The sequence below is a fragment of the Streptomyces sp. NPDC041108 genome (genome assembly GCF_055592645.1).
In genome coordinates this window covers 41,553-63,654 of the sequence record NZ_JBVIYK010000005.1, presented here as the reverse complement: position 1 = coordinate 63,654, position 22,102 = coordinate 41,553, and the positions used below count along the sequence as shown (strand labels likewise).

Here is a 22,102-nt window from a genome sequence, read left to right as displayed (position 1 = left end):
ACGACCCCAGCCGCCCCCCGCACCCCGCCGCCCCGGCCCTGCGCACAGGACTCACGAGGGTGGTGCAGGCGATGAAAGCGTGTGACCCGTGAAGGGTCAATGCATCGGACCACCTTGCGGAGGTGGACCTTTCCGCGCCTTCCTGGGCACGTTGCGCCCGGCGGTCGTCGACCTCGCGGACGCCGACCTCGCGGACGAGGACGTCGAGCGACCGTCGGGCTGCACCGGCCGGCTCGTGAGAGACCTCGTCCGCCACCTGGTCATCGACGCGCAGGACGTCCTGATCACGCCGGCGGCCCCCGCCGACACCGCCCTCGCGACCGACGCGACGACGTACTGGCACGTCACGCACGAGCCCCCGACCGGCGAGGACCCGCTGGCCGCGGCCTACGAGGACCCGGCCCCCTCAAGTTCCACCGGGACGGGAGGGGGGTGCTGGCTGAACTGGGCCTACTGACAGCGAAGTTGCCGCTGGTCCTCGACTGAGAGGCGGCACGGCAACGCGGGCCCAGCGCGCCCGCCAAGCCGCCACTGAACCGCCATGAGGGCCACCCTGCGCTCCCTCGTAACGGGCCTGCCTGCCACGACCCACACCGGCTCGCGAGGATCACGTGACGGGCGGCGTCGGTACAGGTACGAGGGGCGCAGCGAACAGCCCCACCCGACGACGAGAATCAGCCACCCTCGGAGCTACCGGAACTGGCCAATATAGAACGGCAGTTCGACTCATAAATGCCTGTCATGAGCATTTCGACCTGTGATGTGATCACCACGGGCGACAGTCCTTTCACAGCTGTCACCCAGGTTCGAACAACACGGGGAGAAATGCATGCACGGTCGAATGAAATCCCGTAAAAAACTGATCGCCACAGCCGCGACGCTGATCGTCGCAGCCACCGGCACCATCGGCGCCTCAGCCCCCGACGGCGGAACCGCGGAGGCGGGTGCGAGGAGCGAGCTCACGGTCACCGCCGCCGTGGCGAAGTCCTCCGACTTCACCGCCGACTTCAAGGCCGAGGCGGTCACTCCGCAGGCGGCGGGCAAGCCCGCCGGGTACTGCAAGCAGCCCAACCCGATGACCACCGCGGTCAACCGCACCATGGACTGCTACCACATGGACATCAAGGTCGACGTGAAGAGGAACGGCCGCCTGGTCGGGACCGCCTCGTTCACCTCGTGGCATGAGATCCACCTGAACCTCAAGAAGGTCAAGTGGTCCGAGAAGATCACCGTCAGCAAGGCCACGATCGTCGGCGAGGCCCGGGGCATCAGCACCAGCTTCCACCCGTCATGCCGCTCGGGCTGCCAGGTCCGCGCCGGCGGCAACCTCGCCCGCCCCTTCACCCTCGGTGCCGCCCGCACCGGTTCGGCGGACCACACCTTCACCGTCAGCAAGGGGCACCCGCGCTCCAGCAACACCCGCTACGAGTTCAGCTTCAAGAAGCCGGGCTACAGCAGCGGTGAGGCCGCGTATGTCGGGTCCACCTACCGCTGCGACGACGAGGACCGGCAGTACGGCGCGGGCTGCGTCTACCCGACCCGCATGTCCGTCGAGAAGGACTGGACCAAGCTGTCCGACATGGCGAACCTGCCTGGGATAGGCGACAACATACGCAAGGTCCAGCGGGCCGGTCTCAAGATCGGATACCCCGGCTCCAAGGTTCCGCTCACCCGAGCCACCAAGGCCAAGGCCACCGAGAACCGCAAGGAGGCCTGCGGCCCCAACGTCAGGCCTGCGCCGGGTGACATCTGGTGGACCGTGGACCCCGACGACGACGGCACCAAGCCCTCCTGTGACGAGTACCCGTTTGCCGAGACCACACAGGGCGGCAACACTTACAACCCGCCCAACCGGGCCATCAAGTGGGTGCCGCTGAAGGAGAACCGCACGCAGGGCGGCATCATCCGCACCTTCTTCGGCCGCTACCACATCCTGCCCGGAGACAAGTTCTACGTGCAGGCCGGCGCTTAGACACCGCCGACCGACCCGACACCGGCAGGCCCCTCACGCCCCCTGGGCGCAGGGGGCCTGCCCCCGTGCCGAACGCCACGAAGGAAGACGATCCATGCCCGAGATCCTGCCGGTGGACGAGTACACCGGGATGGCGACCCTGAGCCACGCCTTCTACGTCATCGGAATGGGAGAACCCGACGGGATCGCCCTGCCGTCCACGGACTCCCGCACCCGCGTGACCGCCACCGACAGCAGGAGCTGCCTCACCGTCACCGCGGGATCGAACGAATGGGAACCAGTCAAGATCAGCTTCCTCGTCTACGACCGGGAACCCGAGCCGCTGCCGGGTGAATGGACCCACACCGAGACGTTCACGTGCACCGCGACCGACACCCCGGCCGACTTCACCACCGGCACCGACTCCGACGACATGTTCGAGGACCCCCTGCCGCCGGAGCACCTTTTCAACCGGCCCGGCCTGGAGCCCCCTTACCACTGGAACGCTCGCCTTCTCGTGGCCGCGTACGAGGTGGAGGAACACGTGTTGCAGTTCTGGCCCGCGTAGGTGTCGGTGTCGGAACCCCTGCTGCCCGTCAACCGCACCCTCGCCACCGAGGACCAGCTGCTGGGACTCGTCGAGTCCGCAGGACCTCCGCCCCGCCCACTGGAAGATGGCGTACACATCGGCACGATGTTCCGGTGCCAGGGGCTTGAGTGCCAGCGAATGATCACCGCGGGCCTCGCGGCCGGACTCGGTACCCCGCGAGGCCGTCAACAGATTGCGTGATACGGACCCGGTCCGCCACCGGCAGGAGATTCAACGGGCTCGGTCCCTGCTGTTCGTGGCGGCGACAAGAGCACACGACGGCGTGGACGCGTTCTGGGATGGAAAGCCGAGCCCGCTTCTCAACGAGTCGTGGGAAGAGGCGGGCCCCAAGACATCGGCGACGTGAGCTGTGGGCACACACCATGGGTGGCTCCGGCATTGCGGGGCCCCAGCTCACAGCCCCTGGTCGTCCATCAGCCGCATGAGATTCCGCTTGCGTCTCTGGGAGTCGCGCAGGGCGGCGATGTACGCGGTGAACATGTCCGGTGTGCCCAGGCGGTGGTGGCAGTCCCGGATGCTCAGCAGCAGGGCGACGAGCTGCTGGTAGACCGTGTTGCCGGTCTGCGTGGACAGCGGCTCGGCCAGGCGCAGGTAGATGTCGAGTGCGTCGGCGGGGCGGTCGGGACGGATCTGGTCGGCGAGAATGAGCCACTGTCGGTCGTGGGCGCCGGTCTCCACTGCGGCCTGCCACGCGGCGGCCTCGTCCTTGTCGTCGAGCAGGGCGTCGACCAGGACCGGGCCGCCGTACCAGCCCTGTTGCTGTCGCTCCGCGTCGGCGCGCAGCACAGCCAGCGCTCCCTCGCGCTCGGCCGGCCAGCAGTCGGCGGCCCGTGCGGCGGCGCGCAGTTGCTGGTAGGTCAGCAGGGAGCGGCGAGCGGCGAAGTGGTCACGGCGCAGGGCGACGGCGTCGGGGAGCCGGGCCGCCTGGGCGTAGCGTTCGCAGAGGTGGTCGACGAGGGCGGTGTCGACGGCGGCGAGGTCCTGGATCTCCCGGACGCCACGCTCAGACCAGGTCAGGGCCTCGTCGGGGCGCCCGGCGGTGTCCAGCTCGCGGGCGATGAGCAGATGTGTGTGGCCGTTCGGCGCGAGGTCGGCCGCGTGCACGGCGATCACCGTGTCGACGTCGCCTCCCGCTTTTGCCAGGCGTTCCAGCAGGTACTTCTCGGCCCACCCGGTGCGGTTGCCCCGCCATGCCTCGACCACCAGCTTGCGCACGACGGCCATCCCCGCGTCACCGAGGACGTCCCGGTAGTCGAGCGGATCGATCTCGGTGAGGCCCTCGTCGATGTCACCGAGTGCTTGGCCGACCAGCCAGCGTGCGAGTTCCTCCGGGTCCGGACATGCCGAGCGGCATGCTTCGAGGTGGGCGGCGGCGAGATCGGCACCGACCTGTCCGAGCCATCCGTCGGAGTCGTCGACGCTCTCCGCGGCCTCGGCCAGCAGTCGCATCGCTTCCCGCGTCAGGTCGATCGCCTCGGCGGCCCGTCCGGAGCCGGTGAGCGCCGCGATCGCGGACACCGCCTGCCCGGCCTGCTCGGCGTAGGCACGGGCGTCGGCGTACTCGACGTGTCCGTACCGCGCGAACGGGCGTACGTCGAGCAGCTCACGGACGCTCGCCCGGACCCCGGCGAGGTCGCCCCGGGCGCCCGCCGCCCGCAGCTCCAGGCGTCGCCGCAACTGCCGGTCCTCGCCCATCTGTTCCCTCACCAGGTCGAGCAACTCGTCCCTGGACAGCGCCGACAGCCACAGGTCGAGGTCCTGTGCGCGGTCCTGGGCCGCCTCCCGCTGCCTAGGCAGGCTCGCCCCCTGGCCGAGCACGGTCAGGCCGAGGGCCACCAGGTGCTTGCAGAAGTTGCCCTCCATCCCGTACGGGCAGTCGCACTCACCGCCCAGCCCGCCGGGCCCGTCCAGGGCCAGCTCCACCTCGTACCGCTCCGTGCCGTGGACACTCGCGGTCACCCAGCCGTCACCGACCTCGACCCCTGACACCGCATCGACGTAACCGAGCCCCCGCTCGAAGGAGCGGGGGCCGGCCAACGCTCTGAGGTTCGCCTCGGTGAGAGCGTCCACCATTCTGTCTTCTCCCCTGTCTTGCTCAACGTCTTCCAAGAGGATGTCCAGCGCCGCCTCCTCATGCGGGGCGAGCCCCAACACCCTCACGCGCGGAGCCGGTTCCGCATCTCACTTGGCCTCGACCTGCGCACCACCGAGCGGAAGCGGCGGCTGGCCGTGCGGTTCGGCTCGCGTCGCAAAATACTCGTAGTCCATCGCGTGCACACGCCACGGCGCAGGGTGCGCATCCCGGAGTCGGCCGTCCACCAGGTCCCGAAGGCCGACTACGACGCGAGGCCACGTTGTTACCCTCGCACCATGCATCGTGCGGTGCGGGAGACGCGCTCTCCGATTCTGTCGATCCATCCGTACGTGCCCGCCCGGAAGCAACACGGCGAGGTGATCTGTTCCATGGCTTCGCGCAGCGACTGCGACCACATATTCGTCGCGGAGGTGCGCCCCGAGTTCAGCGACGGCACCAGTCCTCGCTGGCGGGTGTGCGGTGAGTGGCTGGCCTCCCACCCAACAACCGTCGCTCACATCAAGGCCGCCGTCGACCACGCGATGTAGCGGCCTCTTCTGGACAGCCGGTGTCTCGACATTCCCCACCCCATTCGGATCACGGCCCGCTGCCGCAGGTGCCGCCCGCGGGGGCGCGGTACGGCTCCGGCGTTCAGAGCGCTCAGCGCCCTACCCAAGATCTTCGAACGAGGCAAAGCCGCAGGTGGCGGCAGACGAGTCGGGCTGTACGCCGGGGAGAATCACCGCAACGCTACGACCTGCACAAACATGCAGGGAGGGCGTTTCTGTGGCTACCTTGATGGCTTGGGCTTCCCGTCCCGCTCCATGCCTGCCTAGCAGCAACCCTGGCGGCGTGCCGCGCGTTGCACGAGGAGGCGTGCAAGAAGACCGGCCGCGCCCTCGCGAAGAAGGGGCACCGCGACGGGTTCGCGACCGCGTGCCCCGGCACCAAGCTCCACGCGCGGGTCAAGGCGGGGATGCCCGCTGGCGACTACGAGGCGGCCCCGAACCCGGGCGGTTCCCTTCCAAGCGGCGGCGGCTCCACGGTGGCCCGCTACAAGGTCACCATCAACGGCCTGGAGTACGGCTACGGTGCCAAGGGCAACCACGTCACCAAGGTCGGTCAGGCCCTGGTCAAGGCCGGGTTCGGCAAGCACTACACCAGCGGCGCCGGCCCGACCTGGACGGACGCTGACACCCTGAACTACCGGGAGTTCCAAAGAGTCCCTGGGCCTCAGCGGCGATGACGCGGACGGTGTCCCCGGCGAGACCTCGCTCAAGAAGCTCCTGGGCACCCTCCCGGGCAAGGTCACGGCGAAGCCCGCGCCGCCGTTCCCCGGCGTCGGCAAGTTCGGTCCCGGCAAGTCCAACGTGAACATCACCCTGCTCGGGCAGCAGCTCGTTCGGAAGGACTACGGGAAGCACTACACGAGCGGGCCCGGTCCGAAGTGGTCGGACGCGGACCGCCAGAGTGTCCGCGACTTCCAGCTCGCGCACGACTCCCTCACGGGCGGCGCGGACGGCATCCCCGGCCCACTCACCTGAAAGCTCCTGTTCGCCTGACCGCCCCGGCCGGCCCGCACCCGCGGGCCGGCCTACCCCTGAAAGGGCCTGTCCGTGGCAGGCGAGACCGTCATCACCGTCGTCGGGAACCTGGAAAGACACGTCTTTCGCACGCTCCCCGAGCCCCAATTCACAGTTCATGAGCGTTGCTCGTGACAGGAGACCGCGCAGCGGCCGGGCTGCCCACAGGCGCCTCTTGACGGATTCACTACTGCGTAACGCTGGTGTACATCATAATGGACCTGGCCAGAAGGTCACATAGGGCTGAAGGCCATGAGAGAAGATGATCTTCTGTGTGAAGTCTGCTGATGGGGCACAGAAGACCACGATGAACCGGGGGCACCGTGGAGCTTCGTATCGGCGTGGATGGCGAGGGGGGATCCGCCACCCTGTATCGCTGGTTGGCCCGGGACCCGGACTTGGCCTATCAAGGCCGGATGTCGCCCGTCGTGACGCCGACTTCTCCGGGCGAGCAAGGTGGAACGTTTGAGGCAGTAAACGTCATCCTTGCCAATGCGGCTGCCTTGGGCAGCCTTGTCGTCGCTGTGCTGACATACCGGAGCACGAGACGCGGGAATTCTAGTGGCTCAATACGATTTGAGACGCAAGGCGTCGTAGTCACGATTGAACCTGGAACACAGGTATCGGCCGAGGAAATTATCGCACGCCTGAGCGACGGTGCGGAGGGCGAACAGGAAACCCGGCAGTCGTGAATCAGGTGCTCTCCAATGGGACCGAGTCTCACGTTGTACTGGTCGGGACGGCCCGCTACAGGGACCGCAGCTTGGCCGATCTGCCAGCAGTCAAGAACAATCTTGAGGCGCTGCATGCGGCGTTCACCCACGGACCCTGGGGGCTGCCATCGGAGCACTGCACTGTACTTCTAGACCAAGATGAGCCGTCCGCCGTCCTGGAGGTTCTCGCGGACGCCGCCGCTCGCGCGACCGACACTCTGATCTTCTACTACGCCGGGCACGGGCTGGCGGATACTCTGGGCGCGGACAATCAACTCTTGCTCGCGCTGACAAGGGCGAAGGCGGAAGACCGCCCCTGGCGAAGCCTCTCGTACGCAGATGTCCGGCGCGTACTGCTGGACCCCACGGTCCTCACCAAACGCAAGGTAGTTATCCTCGATTGCTGCTTCTCCGGCTTGGCCGGCGGACTGGGCGAACCAGACGGACTGAATAACTTCGCAGACATCAGAGGAAGTTATGTCTTGACCGCCACTTCCCCTACCAGCATGGCACTGTCTCCCCCTGGTGAGCTCTACACCGGATTCACTGGCGCTTTCCTGAGTATCTATTGGAACGGTATCCACGGAAAGGAGGCGAACCTGGACATGAACACTGTCTATGAGAGGCTCCTTCAAATCCTTCCGGCACGAGGCCTGCCTAGACCTCAGCAGAAGAACGCGGAACTCGGCGGCAGGATCACCTTTGTCGTCAACCGCGCGTACGGGACTGACGACACGCTGCAGAGTGTGCTCAAAGATCGCAGTGCCCCCGTCGCCGTCTCCGTACCGATGAACGATGCGTCCGCCACCGGCGGCGACCCTGTCCGACTGGACACTTCGGACCACGCATCGAGGCATCTCTGGCCGCATACTCCTCTCGGGCCCGAGCCGAGACCTGCTGACGAGAGCGCGGACGAAAGTGCTTCCGGTGCCACGTCAAGCAGCGACTCAATCCCCTCCGGCCAGACCTTGGCCACCGGACGAGCCCTCCTCTCACGCTCAGGCGCTTACCGGCTCGTTTATCAGTGGGATGGAAATCTGGTGCTCTACCAAAACCAGGATAATATTCCCATTTGGGACTGGGGGACCTCTGGAACATCTCCCGGCCGCTGCACGATGCGAGAGGACGGCAGCCTTGTCATCAATGACGCCGACGGTCACGAGATGAGGAACACCGGTACCAGCGGCAATCCCGGCAGCTACCTGGTGATCGAGGATGTCGGCAACGTAGTGATCCGTCACCCCAGCGGGAAGCCCATCTGGGACACACAGGGCCTTTTCCAAAGGGGTACAGCTCCCCTGGAGTAAGTGTCAGCCTGTCTGTGACCAGCGGGTTCTTACGACTGGGAAGAACGCAAAAAGGAGCCCATGAAAGCGTGCGCGTTTGCAACCTGGTCGACAACCCGAACTCCGGTTCACTTCCTCCGACGCCGCGGCGGCCCAGTTCCGCGCCACCTCGCCCACCGCTCGTTCGACCATCAGACCAACGAGTGGAAGGACGGCGAGAGCCTGTTCCTGACCTGCTCTCTATGACGACAGGCGACTGAGAACATCGTCGAGACCTGGGTTCCAGGAGCTTGAGGCGAACAAGGACATCGCCAACTCCACTGCGGACGATCACTGGAAGGTCTTCCAGATGATCATGAAGGACGCGCTCCAGAACGGAAGATCGCTTCCAACCCGACGTACGAGGTCGACGGCCCGTACGTGGGCCGGTCAACGTCGTACGTCTTCACCCCGGAGGAGTGCTGGGCGATCTATGACGAGTTCCCCAAGCGCTACCGTCTCATCCCCATGTTCGGTTTCGCGTGCGGCACCCGGCAGGCGGAGGCATTCGGAGTGCGCGAGGACGTGATCAACTGGGACCGCTGCCTGCTGAGCGTGCGTCGTCAGGTGCTGAGGATCAAGGAAACCGACTACAAGTGCCTTCTCGTCGACCGGCTCAAGACGAGCCCACGCCTTCGAAGGTCGTGCCAGCACCCCCGTACCTCCTGGAGGCCCTGGTGGAGCACCAGGCGCGCTTCCCGGCACGACTCACGGAGACCGTGCTGTGGGAGCACAAGCGGAAGATCAACGAGTGCAAGCGCGGTCCAGCACGCGCCTACTTCTCGACTCCGCGCAACAACCTGCTGAACCGCAACACCTTCAACGATGACTTATGGAAACCCGCCCTGCGGAGGCTGGGCAACAAGGACGAGGAAGGGAGCCTTCCTACCTTCCACGACCTCAGGCACACCTTTATCTCCACCTGCCTCCAGAACGGGATCCCTGAGCACACCGTAGCCGCATGGGTGGGTGACACCGTCGAGGAGATTCGGCGTACTTACAGCCACCTCCTCAAGGACCACGGCGAGACGCATGGGACCCTTGCGGCCGGCCTGACAGCGCGGCCGAAGCCGACCGCCGCCCTCATCGCCGCGTAACGCCTTCCAGGCTTCCCGCATCGAACCCCTGACACCCTCCACCAGCCTTCCGCCGATGGAGGGTGTCGTGCGTTCGGGCAAGCCGGGCTGTAATGCGCGGAGAATCACCGCAGCCCATTGATCAGGACGAGTGCCCGCAGTGGCCGCGTGGGTGGCTACCTTCGTGGCTACCTTGGTGGCTACGTTCACAGCCGCGTGTACCGGTTTGAACCGGTACGAACCGGGGCCTGATGAAGCCCTTCGACTTACGGAAAAGGGGCCCCTGACCAGCATGTTCCCTGGTCATGGGTCCCTTAGCGGCAGACGAGTCGGGCTGTACGCCGGGTTCTGTCGCCCGGTCGCCTCGCGGCGGCCGGGGAGACGGCCATCCATCTAGGGCCGGCGTTGCCGCCGGCCTCGTGCGGTCTACCCGCGGACTCGGGCGGGCAGCCCTCGAACGTCCGCGCAGGGTCGCTTTTTACGGCGGCCCCTCTTGACCTTGCTCCGGGTGGGGTTTACCTAGCTGCCCAGGTCACCCTGGGCACTGGTGGTCTCTTACACCACCGTTTCACCCTTACCGAGGACCGAGGTCCCCGGCGGTTTGTTTTCTGTGGCACTGTCCCGCGGGTCACCCCGGGTGGCCGTTAGCCACCACCCTGCCCTGTGGAGCCCGGACGTTCCTCGGGAAGTTCCCCGTCAGGGGGACTCCACGCGGCCGTCCGCCCGGCTCGTCTGCCGTGTCGACCATGCTACCCGGCGGCCGCCGGTCCTCCGTCCCGTCGATGCCGTCGATGCCGACGATGCCGTCGCCAGGAACGAGCCCGCCAGGATCAGGGCGAAGGACGCCAGGATGCCGGGGGTCAGGCGTTCGTCCAGGAAGACCGCTCCCGCCGCCACCGCCACCGCCGGGTTGACGTACGTGAAGACCGTCGCCCGGGTCGGGCCCACCTCCCGGATCAGCTCCAGGAACGCCACGAAGGCCAGGGCCGTGCAGATCACGCCCAGGGCGGCCAGCGAGATCAGGGCCGGGGTCGACGGGAGGGTGGACGGGCGGGTGAGGGCCGCCGCGGGGGCGTAGACGACGGCCGACAGGAGCAGGACCGGGGCTATCAGCTGGAGGGTGGGGACCTGCTTGAGGTGGCGGGCCATGATCAGGGGTGCCGTCGCGTAGCCGATGACCGTGATCAGGACCTCGGTGAGGGAGAGGACGTTTCCGCCGGTCAGGTGGGGGATCGTGAGGACCGCCACGCCCCCGAGGCCGAGGGCGAGGCCCGTCGTCCGGCGGGCGTCCAGGCGCTCCGTGTCGCCGAAGAAGCGGGCCAGCAGGACGCTCACGATGGGGACGCCCGCGATCAGGAGGCCGGCCGTGGAGCTGGAGAGGTGGCGTTCGGCGTCGGTCAGGGTCCACCAGGGGCCGATGACCTCGATCACGGCGAAGGCCAGCATCGGGCGCCAGTGCTGCAGGACGACGCGCGGCAGTCCTCCCTGGCGGATCGCGAAGGGGAGCAGGAGGGCCGCGCCCAGGGCGCAGCGTACGAAGACGACCATGGACGGCGACACCTCGTCCACCGCCACTTTGATCATCAGGTAGGGAATGCCCCAGAGGACTCCCATCAAGGAGAACAAGGCCCAGCCGCGTGCAGTCATGGGACGATTTTCGCCCGGTCAGCGGTGTACGTCTTGAACGCTGTTGCGGTACGCCGCGGGCGTCACTCCCAGCACCCTGCTGAACCAGCGCGTCATGTGGGCCTGGTCCGCGAAGCCCACCTGACCGGCCACCTCCGCCGGGCGGCCGCCCGCCTCCAGCAGCGCCCGCGCCCGGCTCACCCGGTACTGCGCGAGCCAGGCGTACGGGGGCATGCCCATGGTCGTACGGAAGGCGCGCAGGAGCTGGTAGCGGGAGAGGCCCAGGTCGGCGGCGAGGTCGGCGAGGGAGGGGGGAGCCGCCAGCTCGTCGGCGAGACGGTCCCGTACGGTCAGGGCGATGCCGTTCGCGCCGGGGATGGTGTCGGAGGTGGGACGGGACGTGGAGTGCCGGCGGGCCAGTGCCGTGAGCAGCCAGGGGAGGCGGGACTCGGCTTCCAGGGGGTCGGGGCCCGTGCTCAGCTCGGTGTGGGCGGTGCGCAGGGCGGCGGCGAGTTCGGGGTCGTGGAGGAGCGGGTCGCGGAAGTGCGGGATGCCGCCGAGGATGCCGTCGGTGAGGAGGTCGGGGGCCGGGTAGAGGCCGCGGTAGGCGTAGGTGCCGAAGGCCGACTCTCCGGTGTGGACCTCGCCCGGGTCCAGGACGACGATGGAGCCCTCCCCCACCGTGAGGGCGCCGCCCCGGTAGTCGATGCACGAGGCGCCCTGGACGCAGATGCCGATGCTGAATTCCTCGTGCGTGTGCGGGGCGTAGCGATGCCGGTCGAAGCGGGCCGTGAGGAGGTCGAGGGGACGGTCGGGATGCCCGAGGGTCGCTCGGGTCCACCGTGTCTCGCCGCGTGCGCTCACTCCGGTCTCCCCCTTCGCCCGTCTCCAGGCTACGCCCGGCGGACGCGGAGGAGGTCCGATGTCTCCAGACCTCGCGGTCGGCCGCGACCCCGCGGCTTGACCTTGCCGCAGCGTCAACGTTTCTACTGGTCGCATGCGGATCGGAGAGCTGGCCGCGACCGTCGGTGTCACGCCGCGGGCCGTGCGGCACTATCACCATCTCGGGCTGTTGCCGGAGCCGGGGCGACGGGCGAACGGGTATCGGGTCTACACGTTGCGCCACGCGGTGGTGCTGGCGCGGATCCGGCGGCTGACGGAGCTGGGGCTCGGGCTGGCCGAGGTGCGGGACGTGCTCGCGGACGATGCCGGGCGCGAACTCGTCGAGGTACTCGGGGAGTTGGACGAGGATCTGGCCCGGCAGGAGAAGGAGATCCGGGAGCGGCGGGGGCGACTGCGCGTCCTGATCGAGGACGCGCGTGCCGGGCGGCTGCCGGCCGAGGGGCTCGTGTCCACCGAACTCGCCTCGCTCTTCGGGAGGTTCGAGCCCGCGCCGCAGTCCCCGATGGCCGCCAAGGACCGGGAGGTCTTCGCGCTGCTGGAGACCACCGCGACGCCGCAGGTTCGTGCGGAGATGCTCGCCGCGCTGGAGAGCATGATGGACGCCCCCGGCGCGGTGGAGCGGGTGCGTGAGGCGTACGCGCTGCTCGACGCGCTCGCCGACGCCGAGCCCGACGACCCCCGCGTGGCGGAGGCCGCCCGTGTACTCGCCGAACTGGTGCCGCCGGACATGGTCCCGCCGGACACCGACTTGGACATCGACGGCGGTGACGGCGGCAGCGGCGGTTTCCTCCGCGCCTTCTACGCCGACTTCGCCCCGGCCCAGGCGGAGGCCATCCGCCGCACGCTTCGGACACTGAGAGAGGACCGCCCATGAGGACGGCGAGGACGGCGAGCACCGCGCGGACGGCGAGGACGGCGAGGACGGCGGGTGCGGCCAGGACGGCAGGTGCGGCCAGGACGGCAGGTGCGGCCAGGACGGCGGCGGGATTCAGGAGCGCCTGGCGGATCGCCTGCTCTCTCGTCCGGCATGAATTCCTGCTGCTGGGCAGCCTGTTGCGCTGGGTGGCCCGGCGACCGCACGGGGTCGAGGACGGTGGGCGGGCGTTCGGGTACGCGCGCGGGCAGGGGGCCATGATGTTCGGGTTCGGCTTCGTGTGTGTCGTCGAGACCGTGACCATGGCCGTACTGCTGCGTGACCATCCCCTCGCGCACGGGGCCTTCCTCGTCCTCGACCTCTACACGATCCTCATCGTCGTGGGTCTCCACGCCGCCTCCGTGACCCGCCCCCACGTCCTCACCGGCACGACCCTGCGCCTGCGCCGCTTCGCCACCGTGGATCTGCGCGTACCGCTCGACGCCATCGTTTCGGTACGGCGTGAGCTGCGTACGACGCACGAGAAGCGGGACGGTGAGCTGAACATGGAGGTGGGTTCGCAGACCACCGTCACTGTCGAACTGGCCTCGCCCGTCACGTACCTGACCTTCTTCGGGCGTCCCAGAGAGGTGCGTCTGGTGCGTTTCCACGCCGACGAGTCCGATCAACTCGTGCGCCTGGTGCGGGAGTTCACGCCGGAACGAACCGCACCTTCGCCGCTCCCGGTTCGGCCTGCGTGAGCCGTACCCGCAACCGCTCCCCCAGCGGCAGCCGGTCGCCAGGGGTGCCCACGACACGGCCGATGACTGCCGGCATCTCCAACTGCACTGTTCCTGCGGCCGGTTGATCCTCCTCGACGTCCACCACACAGCCCTCGAAGACCTCCCCCACGCGGTCCCTCAGCAGTGCCGCCTCGACGATGTCCACGCACTCTCGCTCCACGCGTCCGGCCCGTCGGGTGCCCGCGGTCATCTCGTCGGGGAGGGTGTCGAAGGCCGACAGGACCCAGTCGGGCGCCGGGGTGCCGGCCGCCGCCGCGAGGCAGATCTCCGAGGCGTAGCGGTCCACGAGGCGGCGGAGCGGGGCCGTGCAGTGGGCGTAGGGGGCGGCGACGGCGGAGTGCGAGGTGATGTCGGGGAGGTGCCCGTCACGGAAGGGCGTGTAGTGCGCGCCCCGGAGCAGGGTCGTGCACTCCAGGAGGAAGGCGGCGTGGCGCGGGTCGTGCGGGTCGAGGGAGCGGACGAGCTGCGCGTACGAGACATGGTGCGGCCAGTCGATGTGCAGGGCCTTGGCGGTACGGCGCAGGCGGCCGACCTCGCCGTCCGGTGCGGCGGGGAGCGTGCGCAGTACGCCGGTGCCATGGGCGAGCATCAGTTCGGCGGCGGCCATGCCCGTGAGGAGGGAGATCTGGGCGTTCCAGCCGTCTGCGGGGAGCGGGGTGCGGTAGGTCAGCTCGTAGCGTGCGCTGCCGTTTCCCCTCTTGCCTCCGTCGCCGCCGTTGCCGCTGTTGCCTCCGTCGCCGCTGTTGCCTCCGTCGCCGCTGTTGACGCCGTCCGGGGCAGGGTGCTCGGTGATCTCCTGCTCGGGGATGTTGAGCGAGATGCCGCCGCGTTCGATCTCCAGGCGCTCACGCAGCTGCCCGATCTCCTTCAGCAGGGCGAGGGGTTCCTCGGCGGTGCCCGCGTCGATCTGCTTCTGTACGTCGGCGTAGTTCAGCTTGGCGCGGCTGCGTACGAGGGCCCGGCGGACGTCGACGGTCTCGGTGCGGCCGTCCGCATCGAGGTCCAGCGTCCACAGGACCGCCGGGCAGGTGTGCCCCGGAAGCAGGCTGGCCGCGTTCTCGGAGAGGCGGGTGGGGTGGAGGGGGACCTTGCCGTCGGGGAAGTAGAGGGTCGTCACCCGGCGGTGGGCCTCGGCGTCGAGGGTGCCGCCCGGGGTGACGAAGGCGGCGACGTCCGCGATGGCGTAGCGGACGCGGTAGCCGCCGTGGCGTCCACGGCCCTCGTCGGACGGCCGCCGTGACAGATGCATGGCCTGGTCGAGGTCGGTGGAGGTAGGCGGGTCGATGGTGAAGAGGGGGAGGTCCGTGGCGTCGTACGACGGCAGGCGCGGTGACTTCGCGGCCTGCTCCGCCTCGGCGAGGACCTGGGGCGGGAAGGCGTCGGGCACGCCGAGTTCCCCGCGCAGCGCGCGCAGGGCCGCCCGGAGCGGGGCCTCGGCGGCGCCCGTGACACGGAGGTGGCGGCGGGGCATGGGTCGAGCGTAGGGCCGGGCGGGCCGGACGGCACCCTGTCGGGCCCCGGGTCGGGTGCGCGGGCGAGGGGGGCGGCACCCTCATGAGAGCACCGGCCGACCCGTGCACAGGCGGAACCACCACGCCGGACAGCGGCAACCGGAACGCCGCCTCCGCCGCCCTCGGCGTTTCGGAGCCCCGCCCTGCCACCCCGTACGCTGTCGCGGAGCCCGAACCCCCGGAAAGCTCTCCGAGAACCCCGAGAACCCCCTGAGAACAAGGAGCACCCGTGCTCGTCCTGCTGCCCCCGTCCGAAGGCAAGGCCCCCTCCGCGGGTGGCGCTCCCCTGAAGCTGGAGGGGTTGTCGCTGCCGGCACTCAACGGGGCGCGGGAGGCGGTGATCGGTGAGCTGGTGGAGTTGTGCACCGGCGACGAGGACAAGGCGCGCGAGGTGCTCGGGCTTAGCGAGGGGCTGCGCGGGGAGGTGGCCAAGAACGCGGAGCTGCTGACGGCGGGTACGCGGCCGGCCGGGCAGGTCTACACGGGGGTGCTGTACGACGCCCTCGACCTCGCCACCCTGGAGACCGCCGCGAAGCAGCGCGCGGCGCGCTCGCTGCTGGTCTTCTCGGGGCTGTGGGGCGCCGTCCGCGTGACGGACCGGATCCCCTCCTACCGTTGCTCGATGGGCGTGAAGCTGCCTGGCGTCGGCGCGCTCGGTACGCACTGGCGTACGCCGATGGCGTCCGCGCTCCCCGAGGCCGCCGGCGGCGGACTCGTCCTCGACCTGCGGTCCTCGGCGTACACGGCCGCGTGGAAGCCGAAGGGCGAGGTGGCCGGCCGGACCGCGACCGTACGGGTGCTGCACGCGCCCACCCGGAAGGTCGTCAGCCACTTCAACAAAGCGACCAAGGGCCGCATCGTACGGAGCCTGCTGACGGCCGGGATCGCGCCCAAGGGCCCGGCGGAGCTGGTGGAGGCGCTGCGGGACCTCGGGTACGTGGTGGAGGTGGAGCCTCCGGTGGGGGCGGGGAAGGCGTGGACGTTGGATGTGCTGGTGGACGAGGTCCACTGACTGTCTTCTCCTCTCTGCTGCGGCGGCATTGCAGTATGTGCAACGAGCGTTGTGCATACTGCTCGCTCCGGGCAGGATGACGGCATGCCCTCGCCCCCGCCCGCGGCCCCGTCTCCACCTCCGTTCCCACCTCCGTCCCAGCCTCCGCCTCCGCCTCCGTCCCCGCCTCCGCCTCCGTCCTCGCGCGGCTCCGTCCTCGACTTGGCGCCGGTCCTGCCCGTGGTCGTCGTCGACGACCCCGCCGACGCCGTGCCGCTCGCGCGGGCGCTGGTCGCGGGCGGGTTGCCGGCGATCGAGGTGACCCTGCGGACGCCGGGTGCGCTGGACGCCGTACGGGCGATCGCGGCGGAGGTTCCGGCGGCGGTGGTCGGAGTGGGCACGGTCATCACGCCCGCGCAGGTGACGGAGGCCGTCGCGGCGGGCGGGCGCTTCCTGGTCAGCCCGGGGTGGACGGACATGCTGCTGCGGGCGATGCGGGCGTCCGGGGTGCCGTTCCTGCCGGGGGTGTCGACCGCGTCGGAGGTCGTGGCACTCCTTGAACGCGGGGTGCGGGAGATGAAGTTCTTCCCGGCCGAGGCGGCGGGCGGTACGACCTATCTGAAGTCGCTCGCCGGGCCGCTGCCGCGGGCGCGTTTCTGTCCGACCGGCGGGGTCGGGCCGGGCAACGCCCCGGAGTATCTCGCCCTCCCCAACGTCGGTTGTGTGGGCGGCACTTGGATGCTGCCGCCCGATGCCGTGGCCGCGCGGGACTGGGCGCGGATCGAGGGGCTGGCGCGGGAGGCGGCGGGCCTCGGTGGCCGTCGTTCAGCGCAGGTGTGACGTGTCGTTGAGGAGGCGGAGAGTGGCGTTGCCGTCGGCGTAGTAGGCCAGGGCCGACAGGGAGGCCGCCGAGAGTTCCATGCGGAACAGGGACTCCGGGGGCGCGCCGAGGGCCAGCCGGACGAGGGTCTTGATCGGCGTGACGTGGCTGACGAGCAGGACGGTCCGGCCCCGGTGCGTCGCGACCAGTTCGTCGCGGGTGGCGGCGACTCGGTGCGCGACGGCCTCGAAGCTCTCGCCGCCGCCGGTGGGTTCGGCGTCCGGGGAGGCCAGCCAGGCGTTCATGTCGTCCGGGTACCGCTCCCGCACCTCACCGAAGCTCAGCCCCTCCCACGCGCCGAAGTCCGTCTCCCGCAGCCCGTCCTCGACCGTCACGCCGAGACCGAGCCGGGCCGCGACGATACCCGCCGTCTCCCGGCAGCGGGCCAGCGGCGACGACACGATCTCCTGGATCGTGCCGCGGGCGGCGAGCGCCGCGGCGACCCGCTCGGCCTGATACCGGCCGACCTCGGAGAGCGACGGATCCGAACCACCGCTCCCCGAGAACCGCTTCTGCGGGGTGAGCGGCGTCTCGCCGTGGCGCAGCAGCACGAAGGTGGCCGGGGTCCCGAGATCGGGGGCGGCGGAGGCGACGTTCTTGGCGGCACGGAGATCGTCAGCGGCAGCGGCGGCGGCACGGGCGTCGGGGGCGGTTCGGGGGCCATCGGCGGCCGCCCGGGGGCCGGCTTCGGGGGACCGGCTGCCGCCGGAGGAGTCGGCGCCTGTCACGGCGGACCGGCTGCCGCCCGAGGAGGCGAGGGGGGTACCGGCAGTCTCGTGTGACGCCGGCGCGGCCTGGCGGCCGAAGGCCCTGCCCGCGTCCCGTCCGGCGCCCGGCCCTCCCCCCGGCGCGGGGTCCCCCTTGGCCCCGGCCAGCGCGGCCCTCGCCTTCGCGGCGCCCGCCGCCGCGTCACCCGGCGGGCCCGACGGCTCGGGTGCGGCGGCCGCGGCGGACCGTGCCGCGCGCGTGTCCAGGTCCGCGGTGGACGCGGCGGGCGACCACTGCTCACCCCGCTTGCCCGCGTCCATCGCCTCGTTGGCCAGCCGGTCGGCGTGCTTGTTCTGGTCGCGCGGCATCCACTCGTACGTCACGCGGCCGGGCGGGAAGACCCGCGCGGCCTCGGCGGCCAGCGGCTTCATGTCGGGGTGCTTGATCTTCCAGCGGCCCGACAGCTGCTCGACGACCAGCTTGGAGTCCATCCGGACCCGGACGGACGCCTCCGGGTCCAGCTCGTACGCCGCCTTCAGACCCGCGATGAGCCCGCGGTACTCGGCGACGTTGTTGGTGGCGACGCCGATGTACTCGGCGGCCTCCACCAACGTCTCGCCCGTCACCGCGTCGAGGACGACGGAACCGTAGCCCGCGGGCCCCGGGTTGCCCCGGGAACCGCCGTCGGCCTCGACGATGAACTCCCGCACGTCAGAAGCCTCCCACTGACCTCGACCGCCCTCGACCGCCCTGTGCTGCCCGCCCGCGACTGCCTCTAGAGGCCCGACTCGGACGTACGCACCAGGATGCGACCGCAGTTCTCGCAGCGGACGACCGTGTCGGGCGTGGCCTTGCGGACGTCGTTGAAGTCGGTGATCGACAGCTCCTGGCGGCAGCCCTGGCAGGTGCGCTGGTACAGCCTGGCCGCGCCGACGCCGCCCTGCTGGTCGCGCAGCTTGTCGTAGAGCTTGAGGAGGTCCGCGGGGACGGCAGCCGAGATGACCTCGCGCTCCTTCGTCACGGTCGCCACCTCGCCGTCGATCTCCTCGAACGCGGCGTCCCGGCGCGCGGTGGCGTCGTCGATCTTCCCCTGCACGGCACCGACCCGCTCGGTCAGCTCGGCGACCCGCTCCTGCGTGGACTCCCGGCGCTCCATGACCTCCAGGACGATGTCCTCCAGGTCGCCCTGCCGCTTGGCGAGGGAGGCGATCTCGCGCTGGAGGTTCTCCAGGTCCTTCGGGGAGGAGACGGCGCCCGAGTCCAGGCGCTGCTGGTCGCGGACGGCGCGCTGGCGCACCTGGTCGACGTCCTGCTCGGCCTTGGTCTGCTCGCGGGCGGTGTCGCTCTCCTCGGTCTGCGCGGCCACGAGCAGGTCGCGCAGCTGGGTGTGGTCCTTCGTCAGTGACTCGATCTCGGCGTGCTCGGGCAGAGACCTCCGCTTGTGCGCGAGCTGCTGGAGGCGTACGTCCAGGCCCTGGACGTCGAGGAGTCGGATCTGGTCGGCGGGCTCGGCGTTCAGTTGGGGGCTCCCAGTGGGTCAGAAGAAGTGGGCGACGGGTGGGCGGACGCCGCGTGGGCGGTCCAGGGGTCGGTGACCGTCCTGGAGACGTGGACGCGCAGGCCCCACCCCTCCCGGTCGGAGATCTCGTCGAGCTGGGCGGCGGCCAGCTCGCACCAGGGCCATTCGGTGGCCCAGTGCGCCGCGTCGAGCAGCGCGAGAGGTGTGTGGGCGCCTTCCGTCGCGTGGGCGACCGCCTCGGAGGCCGGGTGGTGGCGCAGGTCCGCGGTGAGGAAGGCGTCGACACCGGCCGCGCGGACGGCGTCGAACAGGCTGTCGCCGGAGCCGCCGCTGACGGCGACCGTGCGGACGACCGCCTCGGGATCGCCGGCGACGCGGATGCCCTGCGCGGTGGCGGGCAGCCGCTCGGCGGCCCGCGCGGCCAGCTCCCGGACCGTCAGCGGGTGGTCCAGCTCGCAGACCCGGCCGAGACCGCGCCGGCCGGTGGGGTCGGCGGGGTCCGGTACGAGGGGGCGTACGACCCTGAGGTCGAGCGCGCCGGCGAGGGCGTCGCTGACGCCGGGGTCGGCGGTGTCGGCGTTGGTGTGGGCCACGTGCAGCGCGATGTCGTGCTTGATCAGGGTGTGCACGACCCGGCCCTTGAAGGTCGAGGCCGCCACCGTCGTCGTACCGCGCAGATAGAGCGGGTGGTGGGTGACCAGCAGGTCCGCGCCCAGCTTCACCGCTTCCTCGACGATCTCCCGTACCGGATCGACGGCGAACAGGACCCGGGTGACCTCCTGGTCGGGGTCGCCGCAGACCGTGCCGACCGCGTCCCACCCCTCGGCCCTCTCGGGCGGCCAGAGGGCGTCGAGCGCGGCGATGACTTCAGACAGACGGGGCACGGACAAAGGCTACCTGCACCGCTCCCGTCCCAGACCGGCCGCGGGTCGGTTGACCAGCCGCCCCTCGGCCGCCTCTCCCGCCCCGGGGGACGGCTTCCCCCCTGTCGCCCGTCCCGCAGCACATGAATCGGCGTTCCCTCAGGTGAATCGAGGGACGAGCATCCTTATGTGTGAAGGGGGTGCGGGTTGTCCCACGTCTGTGCGTGCGAAAACTAGCTTCGTCGCCGGAGGTGATCGAACCATGACGGCCTGTGCTTCCCCACCACCCTCGACGGGCCACGGGAACGAGTCGGGACCGGGGGACGAGGAGAAGGGCGCGGACGCGACCGGAGAGAGATACGGGAGCGAGGGACTCGCGACCGACGCGCACGCGGGGACCGACGCGCACGCGGGGACCGATACGCACGGGGGGGCCGACGCGCACGCGGCGCCTGGCGCGCAAGCGGGACCGTTTGGCGCGCAACCGGGGCGGCCCGGCGTGCACGCGGGGGGCGGTGGTGGCGGGGTGGACCGGCCGGGTCGGCCCGCGCCCCTGGGGCGGACCGCGACCGGGCCCGGCTGTGTGATCACCGCCGACGGGTCGTACGCGGCGCGCCTCGCGCTCGACGGCGAGTCCTGGTTCCCCGAGCGCTGGACCCTCGACGGCCCCGAACCGTACGCCGTGCCCCTGCCCGGCAACCAGCCCGAGGAACCCGGCACGGAAGTGCTCCCCCTGGCCGACGGCCGGGTCCTCATCCACCGGCTGGCCGCCGACCGGCACCTGTTCTCGCTCCTCTACCCGACCGGCCCCGGCACCGGCGAACTCCCGCTCGGCGCGGTCGAATGCGCCGACCCGACGACCGAGATGAGGCTGCTGCCACCCGCGCCGTGCGGGCAGCGGGCGTACGCCCTCGCCCTGGGCCGCAGCGCCACGACCGTGTGGCTGGTGGCGGGCGGGGCCTTCGGGCCGGAAGTGGTGGCGCAGGTGCCGGGGCGGTGTTCGGGCGGGGTCTGGCTGGACGGTGCGGGCCGGCTGCTCGCCCTGGACCAGGAGCGGGACGGCCGGACCAAGTCGGTGGCCGTCGATCTGGAGCAGGGCGGCGCGGTCTCTCCGCTGCTGCAGATCGCGGACGACAGCGACGACCGGGTCCTGCTCGCCGACCCCGACAGCGGACTGCTCCTGATCCGTTCGGACGCGCCCTCCCCTGGTCACGGCCGGCTCGGCTGGGGCGTGCTCGGCAGTACGCTCCCGGTCCGCTTCCCCGAGTGCCTGCGGGTGCCCGACGGCCACAGCGTCACCCCGTTCGCCATCCAGCCGGGGCAGATCCTGACCCCCGAGAGCTGCGCGGTCGCGCTGCGCCTGGACGGCCCCCGGGGCAGCTGGGTCGGCGTGTGGCGTCCGGCGGCACGGCGGATCCTCCATCTACCTGCCCCCGAGGGCTGGTTGACGGGCGCCGGACTGTGGAGCCGGGAGGGAGTGCTGCAACTGCCCTACGCGACCGGGCTGGTGAGGTGCGGGGTGGCCCGGACGGGGGTGGCCTGGGACCCGGACGAGCCGGAGTGTCCGGAGGGATCACCGGAGGCATCCCGGGAGAGAGAGGAGGAGCCTGGTTACGGAGAGGCTCCGGGGCCGGGGGACACTGACGCGTCACCCTCGTCCGGAGCCTCAGGTGCGGGGGTGTCCGGGGCGGAGCCGGCCGTGCCCGTCGCCGCTCGGCCCGTGCCCTTGCAACAGGCGCCGTTGGAGGGGCGTGTGCCCGAGGAGGTGACCGTCGGGTGAAGGCGGGGTGCGGGACTCGGGTGAGGTGGACGCGGCCCGGCGACACGCCTGCTGGGTGCCTTCGAGGCGGTCGGGTTCGCCCGTTAAAATCACCCGCCGATAAGAAGATCATTCGACGGGGAACACTTCCAATGAGCGACGTGCACACGATCCAGCCGCCCACGGCCGACTCCCACGAGGCGGACGGCCACGGAAAGCACCGGGGTCAGCTCGCGGCCCAGGAGGCCGAGAGGACGAGCCCTCGCGGGCGCCACCGCAAGCCGGCGGAACACACGGAGCCGACGACGTCCGCCTGACCGGCGGCAGGCTTCTGTTCCGGTCACCTCTGGAGAA

Annotated in this window: 20 protein-coding genes, 1 other RNA gene and 3 pseudogenes; 16 read left to right on the top strand and 8 right to left on the bottom strand. The window is 70.3% G+C overall.

The window, feature by feature from the left end; translation table 11 throughout:
• Positions 1 to 122: 122 nt before the first annotated feature.
• The 4 genes and pseudogenes from ACZ6BB_RS16015 to ACZ6BB_RS16000 form a co-directional block, all read left to right on the top strand.
• Positions 123 to 441, top strand: a pseudogene (locus ACZ6BB_RS16015) (maleylpyruvate isomerase N-terminal domain-containing protein); the annotation flags it as partial.
• 388 nt (positions 442 to 829) lie between these two features.
• Positions 830 to 1,972, top strand: a complete 1,143-nt coding sequence (locus tag ACZ6BB_RS16010) for a NucA/NucB deoxyribonuclease domain-containing protein (RefSeq protein WP_471615796.1) — start codon at positions 830 to 832, stop codon at positions 1,970 to 1,972.
• Between the two features lie 94 nt (positions 1,973 to 2,066).
• Entirely contained in the window at positions 2,067 to 2,519 is a 453-nt protein-coding gene (locus tag ACZ6BB_RS16005) for a hypothetical protein (protein ID WP_471615795.1), read from the top strand.
• Between the two features lie 108 nt (positions 2,520 to 2,627).
• Positions 2,628 to 2,907, top strand: a pseudogene (locus ACZ6BB_RS16000) (UvrD-helicase domain-containing protein); the annotation flags it as partial.
• Between the two features lie 47 nt (positions 2,908 to 2,954).
• Here ACZ6BB_RS16000 and ACZ6BB_RS15995 read toward each other — a convergent pair.
• On the bottom strand, positions 2,955 to 4,634 hold the full coding sequence (locus ACZ6BB_RS15995) for an SWIM zinc finger family protein (RefSeq protein WP_471615794.1): 1,680 nt from the start codon (positions 4,632 to 4,634) through the stop codon (positions 2,955 to 2,957).
• A 390-nt stretch (positions 4,635 to 5,024) separates the two neighbouring features.
• On the opposite strand from ACZ6BB_RS15995, the gene ACZ6BB_RS15990 reads away from it, so the two are divergent.
• From ACZ6BB_RS15990 to ACZ6BB_RS15965, 6 genes are all read left to right on the top strand, one after another.
• Entirely contained in the window at positions 5,025 to 5,183 is a 159-nt protein-coding gene (locus tag ACZ6BB_RS15990) for a hypothetical protein (RefSeq protein ID WP_471615793.1), read from the top strand.
• 314 nt (positions 5,184 to 5,497) lie between these two features.
• Positions 5,498 to 5,881 carry a hypothetical protein gene (locus tag ACZ6BB_RS15985; protein ID WP_471615792.1) on the top strand — a complete coding sequence of 128 codons (384 nt, stop codon included), beginning with the start codon at positions 5,498 to 5,500 and terminating at the stop codon, positions 5,879 to 5,881.
• Entirely contained in the window at positions 5,862 to 6,179 is a 318-nt protein-coding gene (locus ACZ6BB_RS15980; protein ID WP_471616154.1) for a peptidoglycan-binding protein, read from the top strand. The genes ACZ6BB_RS15985 and ACZ6BB_RS15980 overlap by 20 nt, the downstream gene beginning before the upstream one ends.
• A 362-nt stretch (positions 6,180 to 6,541) precedes the next feature.
• The gene (locus ACZ6BB_RS15975) at positions 6,542 to 6,910 is read left to right on the top strand and encodes an effector-associated constant component EACC1 (protein WP_471615791.1); all 369 of its coding nucleotides are present in this window, start codon (positions 6,542 to 6,544) and stop codon (positions 6,908 to 6,910) included.
• Entirely contained in the window at positions 6,907 to 8,238 is a 1,332-nt protein-coding gene (locus tag ACZ6BB_RS15970; protein WP_471615790.1) for a caspase, EACC1-associated type, read from the top strand. The genes ACZ6BB_RS15975 and ACZ6BB_RS15970 overlap by 4 nt, the downstream gene beginning before the upstream one ends.
• Before the next feature lie 695 nt (positions 8,239 to 8,933).
• Positions 8,934 to 9,353 carry a tyrosine-type recombinase/integrase gene (locus ACZ6BB_RS15965; RefSeq protein ID WP_471615789.1) on the top strand — a complete coding sequence of 140 codons (420 nt, stop codon included), beginning with the start codon at positions 8,934 to 8,936 and terminating at the stop codon, positions 9,351 to 9,353.
• Between the two features lie 300 nt (positions 9,354 to 9,653).
• Here the strand turns inward: ACZ6BB_RS15965 and rnpB are convergent.
• The 3 genes and pseudogenes from rnpB to ACZ6BB_RS15950 form a co-directional block, all read right to left on the bottom strand.
• Positions 9,654 to 10,063, bottom strand: an RNA gene (gene rnpB, locus ACZ6BB_RS15960) — RNase P RNA component class A.
• Positions 10,064 to 10,199: 136 nt separating this feature from the next.
• A pseudogene (locus tag ACZ6BB_RS15955) lies at positions 10,200 to 10,916 on the bottom strand (DMT family transporter); the annotation flags it as partial.
• Between the two features lie 81 nt (positions 10,917 to 10,997).
• Entirely contained in the window at positions 10,998 to 11,822 is an 825-nt protein-coding gene (locus ACZ6BB_RS15950; RefSeq protein ID WP_471615788.1) for a helix-turn-helix domain-containing protein, read from the bottom strand.
• A gap of 133 nt (positions 11,823 to 11,955) precedes the next feature.
• On the opposite strand from ACZ6BB_RS15950, the gene ACZ6BB_RS15945 reads away from it, so the two are divergent.
• Positions 11,956 to 12,735 (top strand): MerR family transcriptional regulator, encoded by a 780-nt coding sequence (locus ACZ6BB_RS15945; protein WP_471615787.1) that lies wholly within the window; start codon positions 11,956 to 11,958, stop codon positions 12,733 to 12,735.
• Positions 12,732 to 13,475 carry a hypothetical protein gene (locus tag ACZ6BB_RS15940; protein WP_471615786.1) on the top strand — a complete coding sequence of 248 codons (744 nt, stop codon included), beginning with the start codon at positions 12,732 to 12,734 and terminating at the stop codon, positions 13,473 to 13,475. The genes ACZ6BB_RS15945 and ACZ6BB_RS15940 overlap by 4 nt, the downstream gene beginning before the upstream one ends.
• On the opposite strand, the gene ACZ6BB_RS15935 is transcribed toward ACZ6BB_RS15940, so the two are convergent.
• A complete protein-coding gene (locus ACZ6BB_RS15935) occupies positions 13,426 to 14,988 on the bottom strand; it encodes an RNB domain-containing ribonuclease (protein ID WP_471615785.1) in 1,563 nt (520 codons plus the stop codon). The genes ACZ6BB_RS15940 and ACZ6BB_RS15935 overlap by 50 nt on opposite strands.
• Before the next feature lie 269 nt (positions 14,989 to 15,257).
• Between ACZ6BB_RS15935 and yaaA the strand changes: the two genes are divergently transcribed.
• A complete protein-coding gene (yaaA, locus tag ACZ6BB_RS15930; RefSeq protein WP_471615784.1) occupies positions 15,258 to 16,040 on the top strand; it encodes a peroxide stress protein YaaA in 783 nt (260 codons plus the stop codon).
• 84 nt (positions 16,041 to 16,124) lie between these two features.
• Positions 16,125 to 16,859, top strand: coding sequence for a bifunctional 4-hydroxy-2-oxoglutarate aldolase/2-dehydro-3-deoxy-phosphogluconate aldolase (eda, locus tag ACZ6BB_RS15925; protein ID WP_471615783.1), 735 nt, complete (start codon positions 16,125 to 16,127; stop codon positions 16,857 to 16,859).
• Here eda and ACZ6BB_RS15920 read toward each other — a convergent pair.
• From ACZ6BB_RS15920 to ACZ6BB_RS15910, 3 genes are all read right to left on the bottom strand, one after another.
• Positions 16,845 to 18,317 carry a bifunctional RNase H/acid phosphatase gene (locus ACZ6BB_RS15920; RefSeq protein ID WP_471615782.1) on the bottom strand — a complete coding sequence of 491 codons (1,473 nt, stop codon included), beginning with the start codon at positions 18,315 to 18,317 and terminating at the stop codon, positions 16,845 to 16,847. The genes eda and ACZ6BB_RS15920 overlap by 15 nt on opposite strands.
• A gap of 65 nt (positions 18,318 to 18,382) precedes the next feature.
• A complete protein-coding gene (locus tag ACZ6BB_RS15915) occupies positions 18,383 to 19,126 on the bottom strand; it encodes a zinc ribbon domain-containing protein (RefSeq protein ID WP_471616153.1) in 744 nt (247 codons plus the stop codon).
• A complete protein-coding gene (locus tag ACZ6BB_RS15910; RefSeq protein ID WP_471615781.1) occupies positions 19,123 to 20,010 on the bottom strand; it encodes a Nif3-like dinuclear metal center hexameric protein in 888 nt (295 codons plus the stop codon). The genes ACZ6BB_RS15915 and ACZ6BB_RS15910 overlap by 4 nt, the downstream gene beginning before the upstream one ends.
• Before the next feature lie 241 nt (positions 20,011 to 20,251).
• On the opposite strand from ACZ6BB_RS15910, the gene ACZ6BB_RS15905 reads away from it, so the two are divergent.
• Together ACZ6BB_RS15905 and ACZ6BB_RS15900 are read left to right on the top strand one after the other, a co-directional pair.
• Positions 20,252 to 21,769 (top strand): hypothetical protein, encoded by a 1,518-nt coding sequence (locus ACZ6BB_RS15905; RefSeq protein WP_471615780.1) that lies wholly within the window; start codon positions 20,252 to 20,254, stop codon positions 21,767 to 21,769.
• Positions 21,770 to 21,900: 131 nt separating this feature from the next.
• Positions 21,901 to 22,065 carry a hypothetical protein gene (locus tag ACZ6BB_RS15900; protein WP_471615779.1) on the top strand — a complete coding sequence of 55 codons (165 nt, stop codon included), beginning with the start codon at positions 21,901 to 21,903 and terminating at the stop codon, positions 22,063 to 22,065.
• Positions 22,066 to 22,102 lie beyond the last annotated feature (37 nt).

Coding starts and splice junctions, on each gene's coding strand:
- ACZ6BB_RS16010 (WP_471615796.1), top strand. CDS start 830: ATGCACGGTCGAATGAAATCCCGTAAAAAACTGATCGCCACAGCCGCG.
- ACZ6BB_RS16005 (WP_471615795.1), top strand. CDS start 2,067: ATGCCCGAGATCCTGCCGGTGGACGAGTACACCGGGATGGCGACCCTG.
- ACZ6BB_RS15995 (WP_471615794.1), bottom strand. CDS start 4,634: ATGGTGGACGCTCTCACCGAGGCGAACCTCAGAGCGTTGGCCGGCCCC.
- ACZ6BB_RS15990 (WP_471615793.1), top strand. CDS start 5,025: ATGGCTTCGCGCAGCGACTGCGACCACATATTCGTCGCGGAGGTGCGC.
- ACZ6BB_RS15945 (WP_471615787.1), top strand. CDS start 11,956: ATGCGGATCGGAGAGCTGGCCGCGACCGTCGGTGTCACGCCGCGGGCC.
- ACZ6BB_RS15940 (WP_471615786.1), top strand. CDS start 12,732: ATGAGGACGGCGAGGACGGCGAGCACCGCGCGGACGGCGAGGACGGCG.
- ACZ6BB_RS15935 (WP_471615785.1), bottom strand. CDS start 14,988: ATGCCCCGCCGCCACCTCCGTGTCACGGGCGCCGCCGAGGCCCCGCTC.
- eda (WP_471615783.1), top strand. CDS start 16,125: ATGCCCTCGCCCCCGCCCGCGGCCCCGTCTCCACCTCCGTTCCCACCT.
- ACZ6BB_RS15905 (WP_471615780.1), top strand. CDS start 20,252: ATGACGGCCTGTGCTTCCCCACCACCCTCGACGGGCCACGGGAACGAG.
- ACZ6BB_RS15900 (WP_471615779.1), top strand. CDS start 21,901: ATGAGCGACGTGCACACGATCCAGCCGCCCACGGCCGACTCCCACGAG.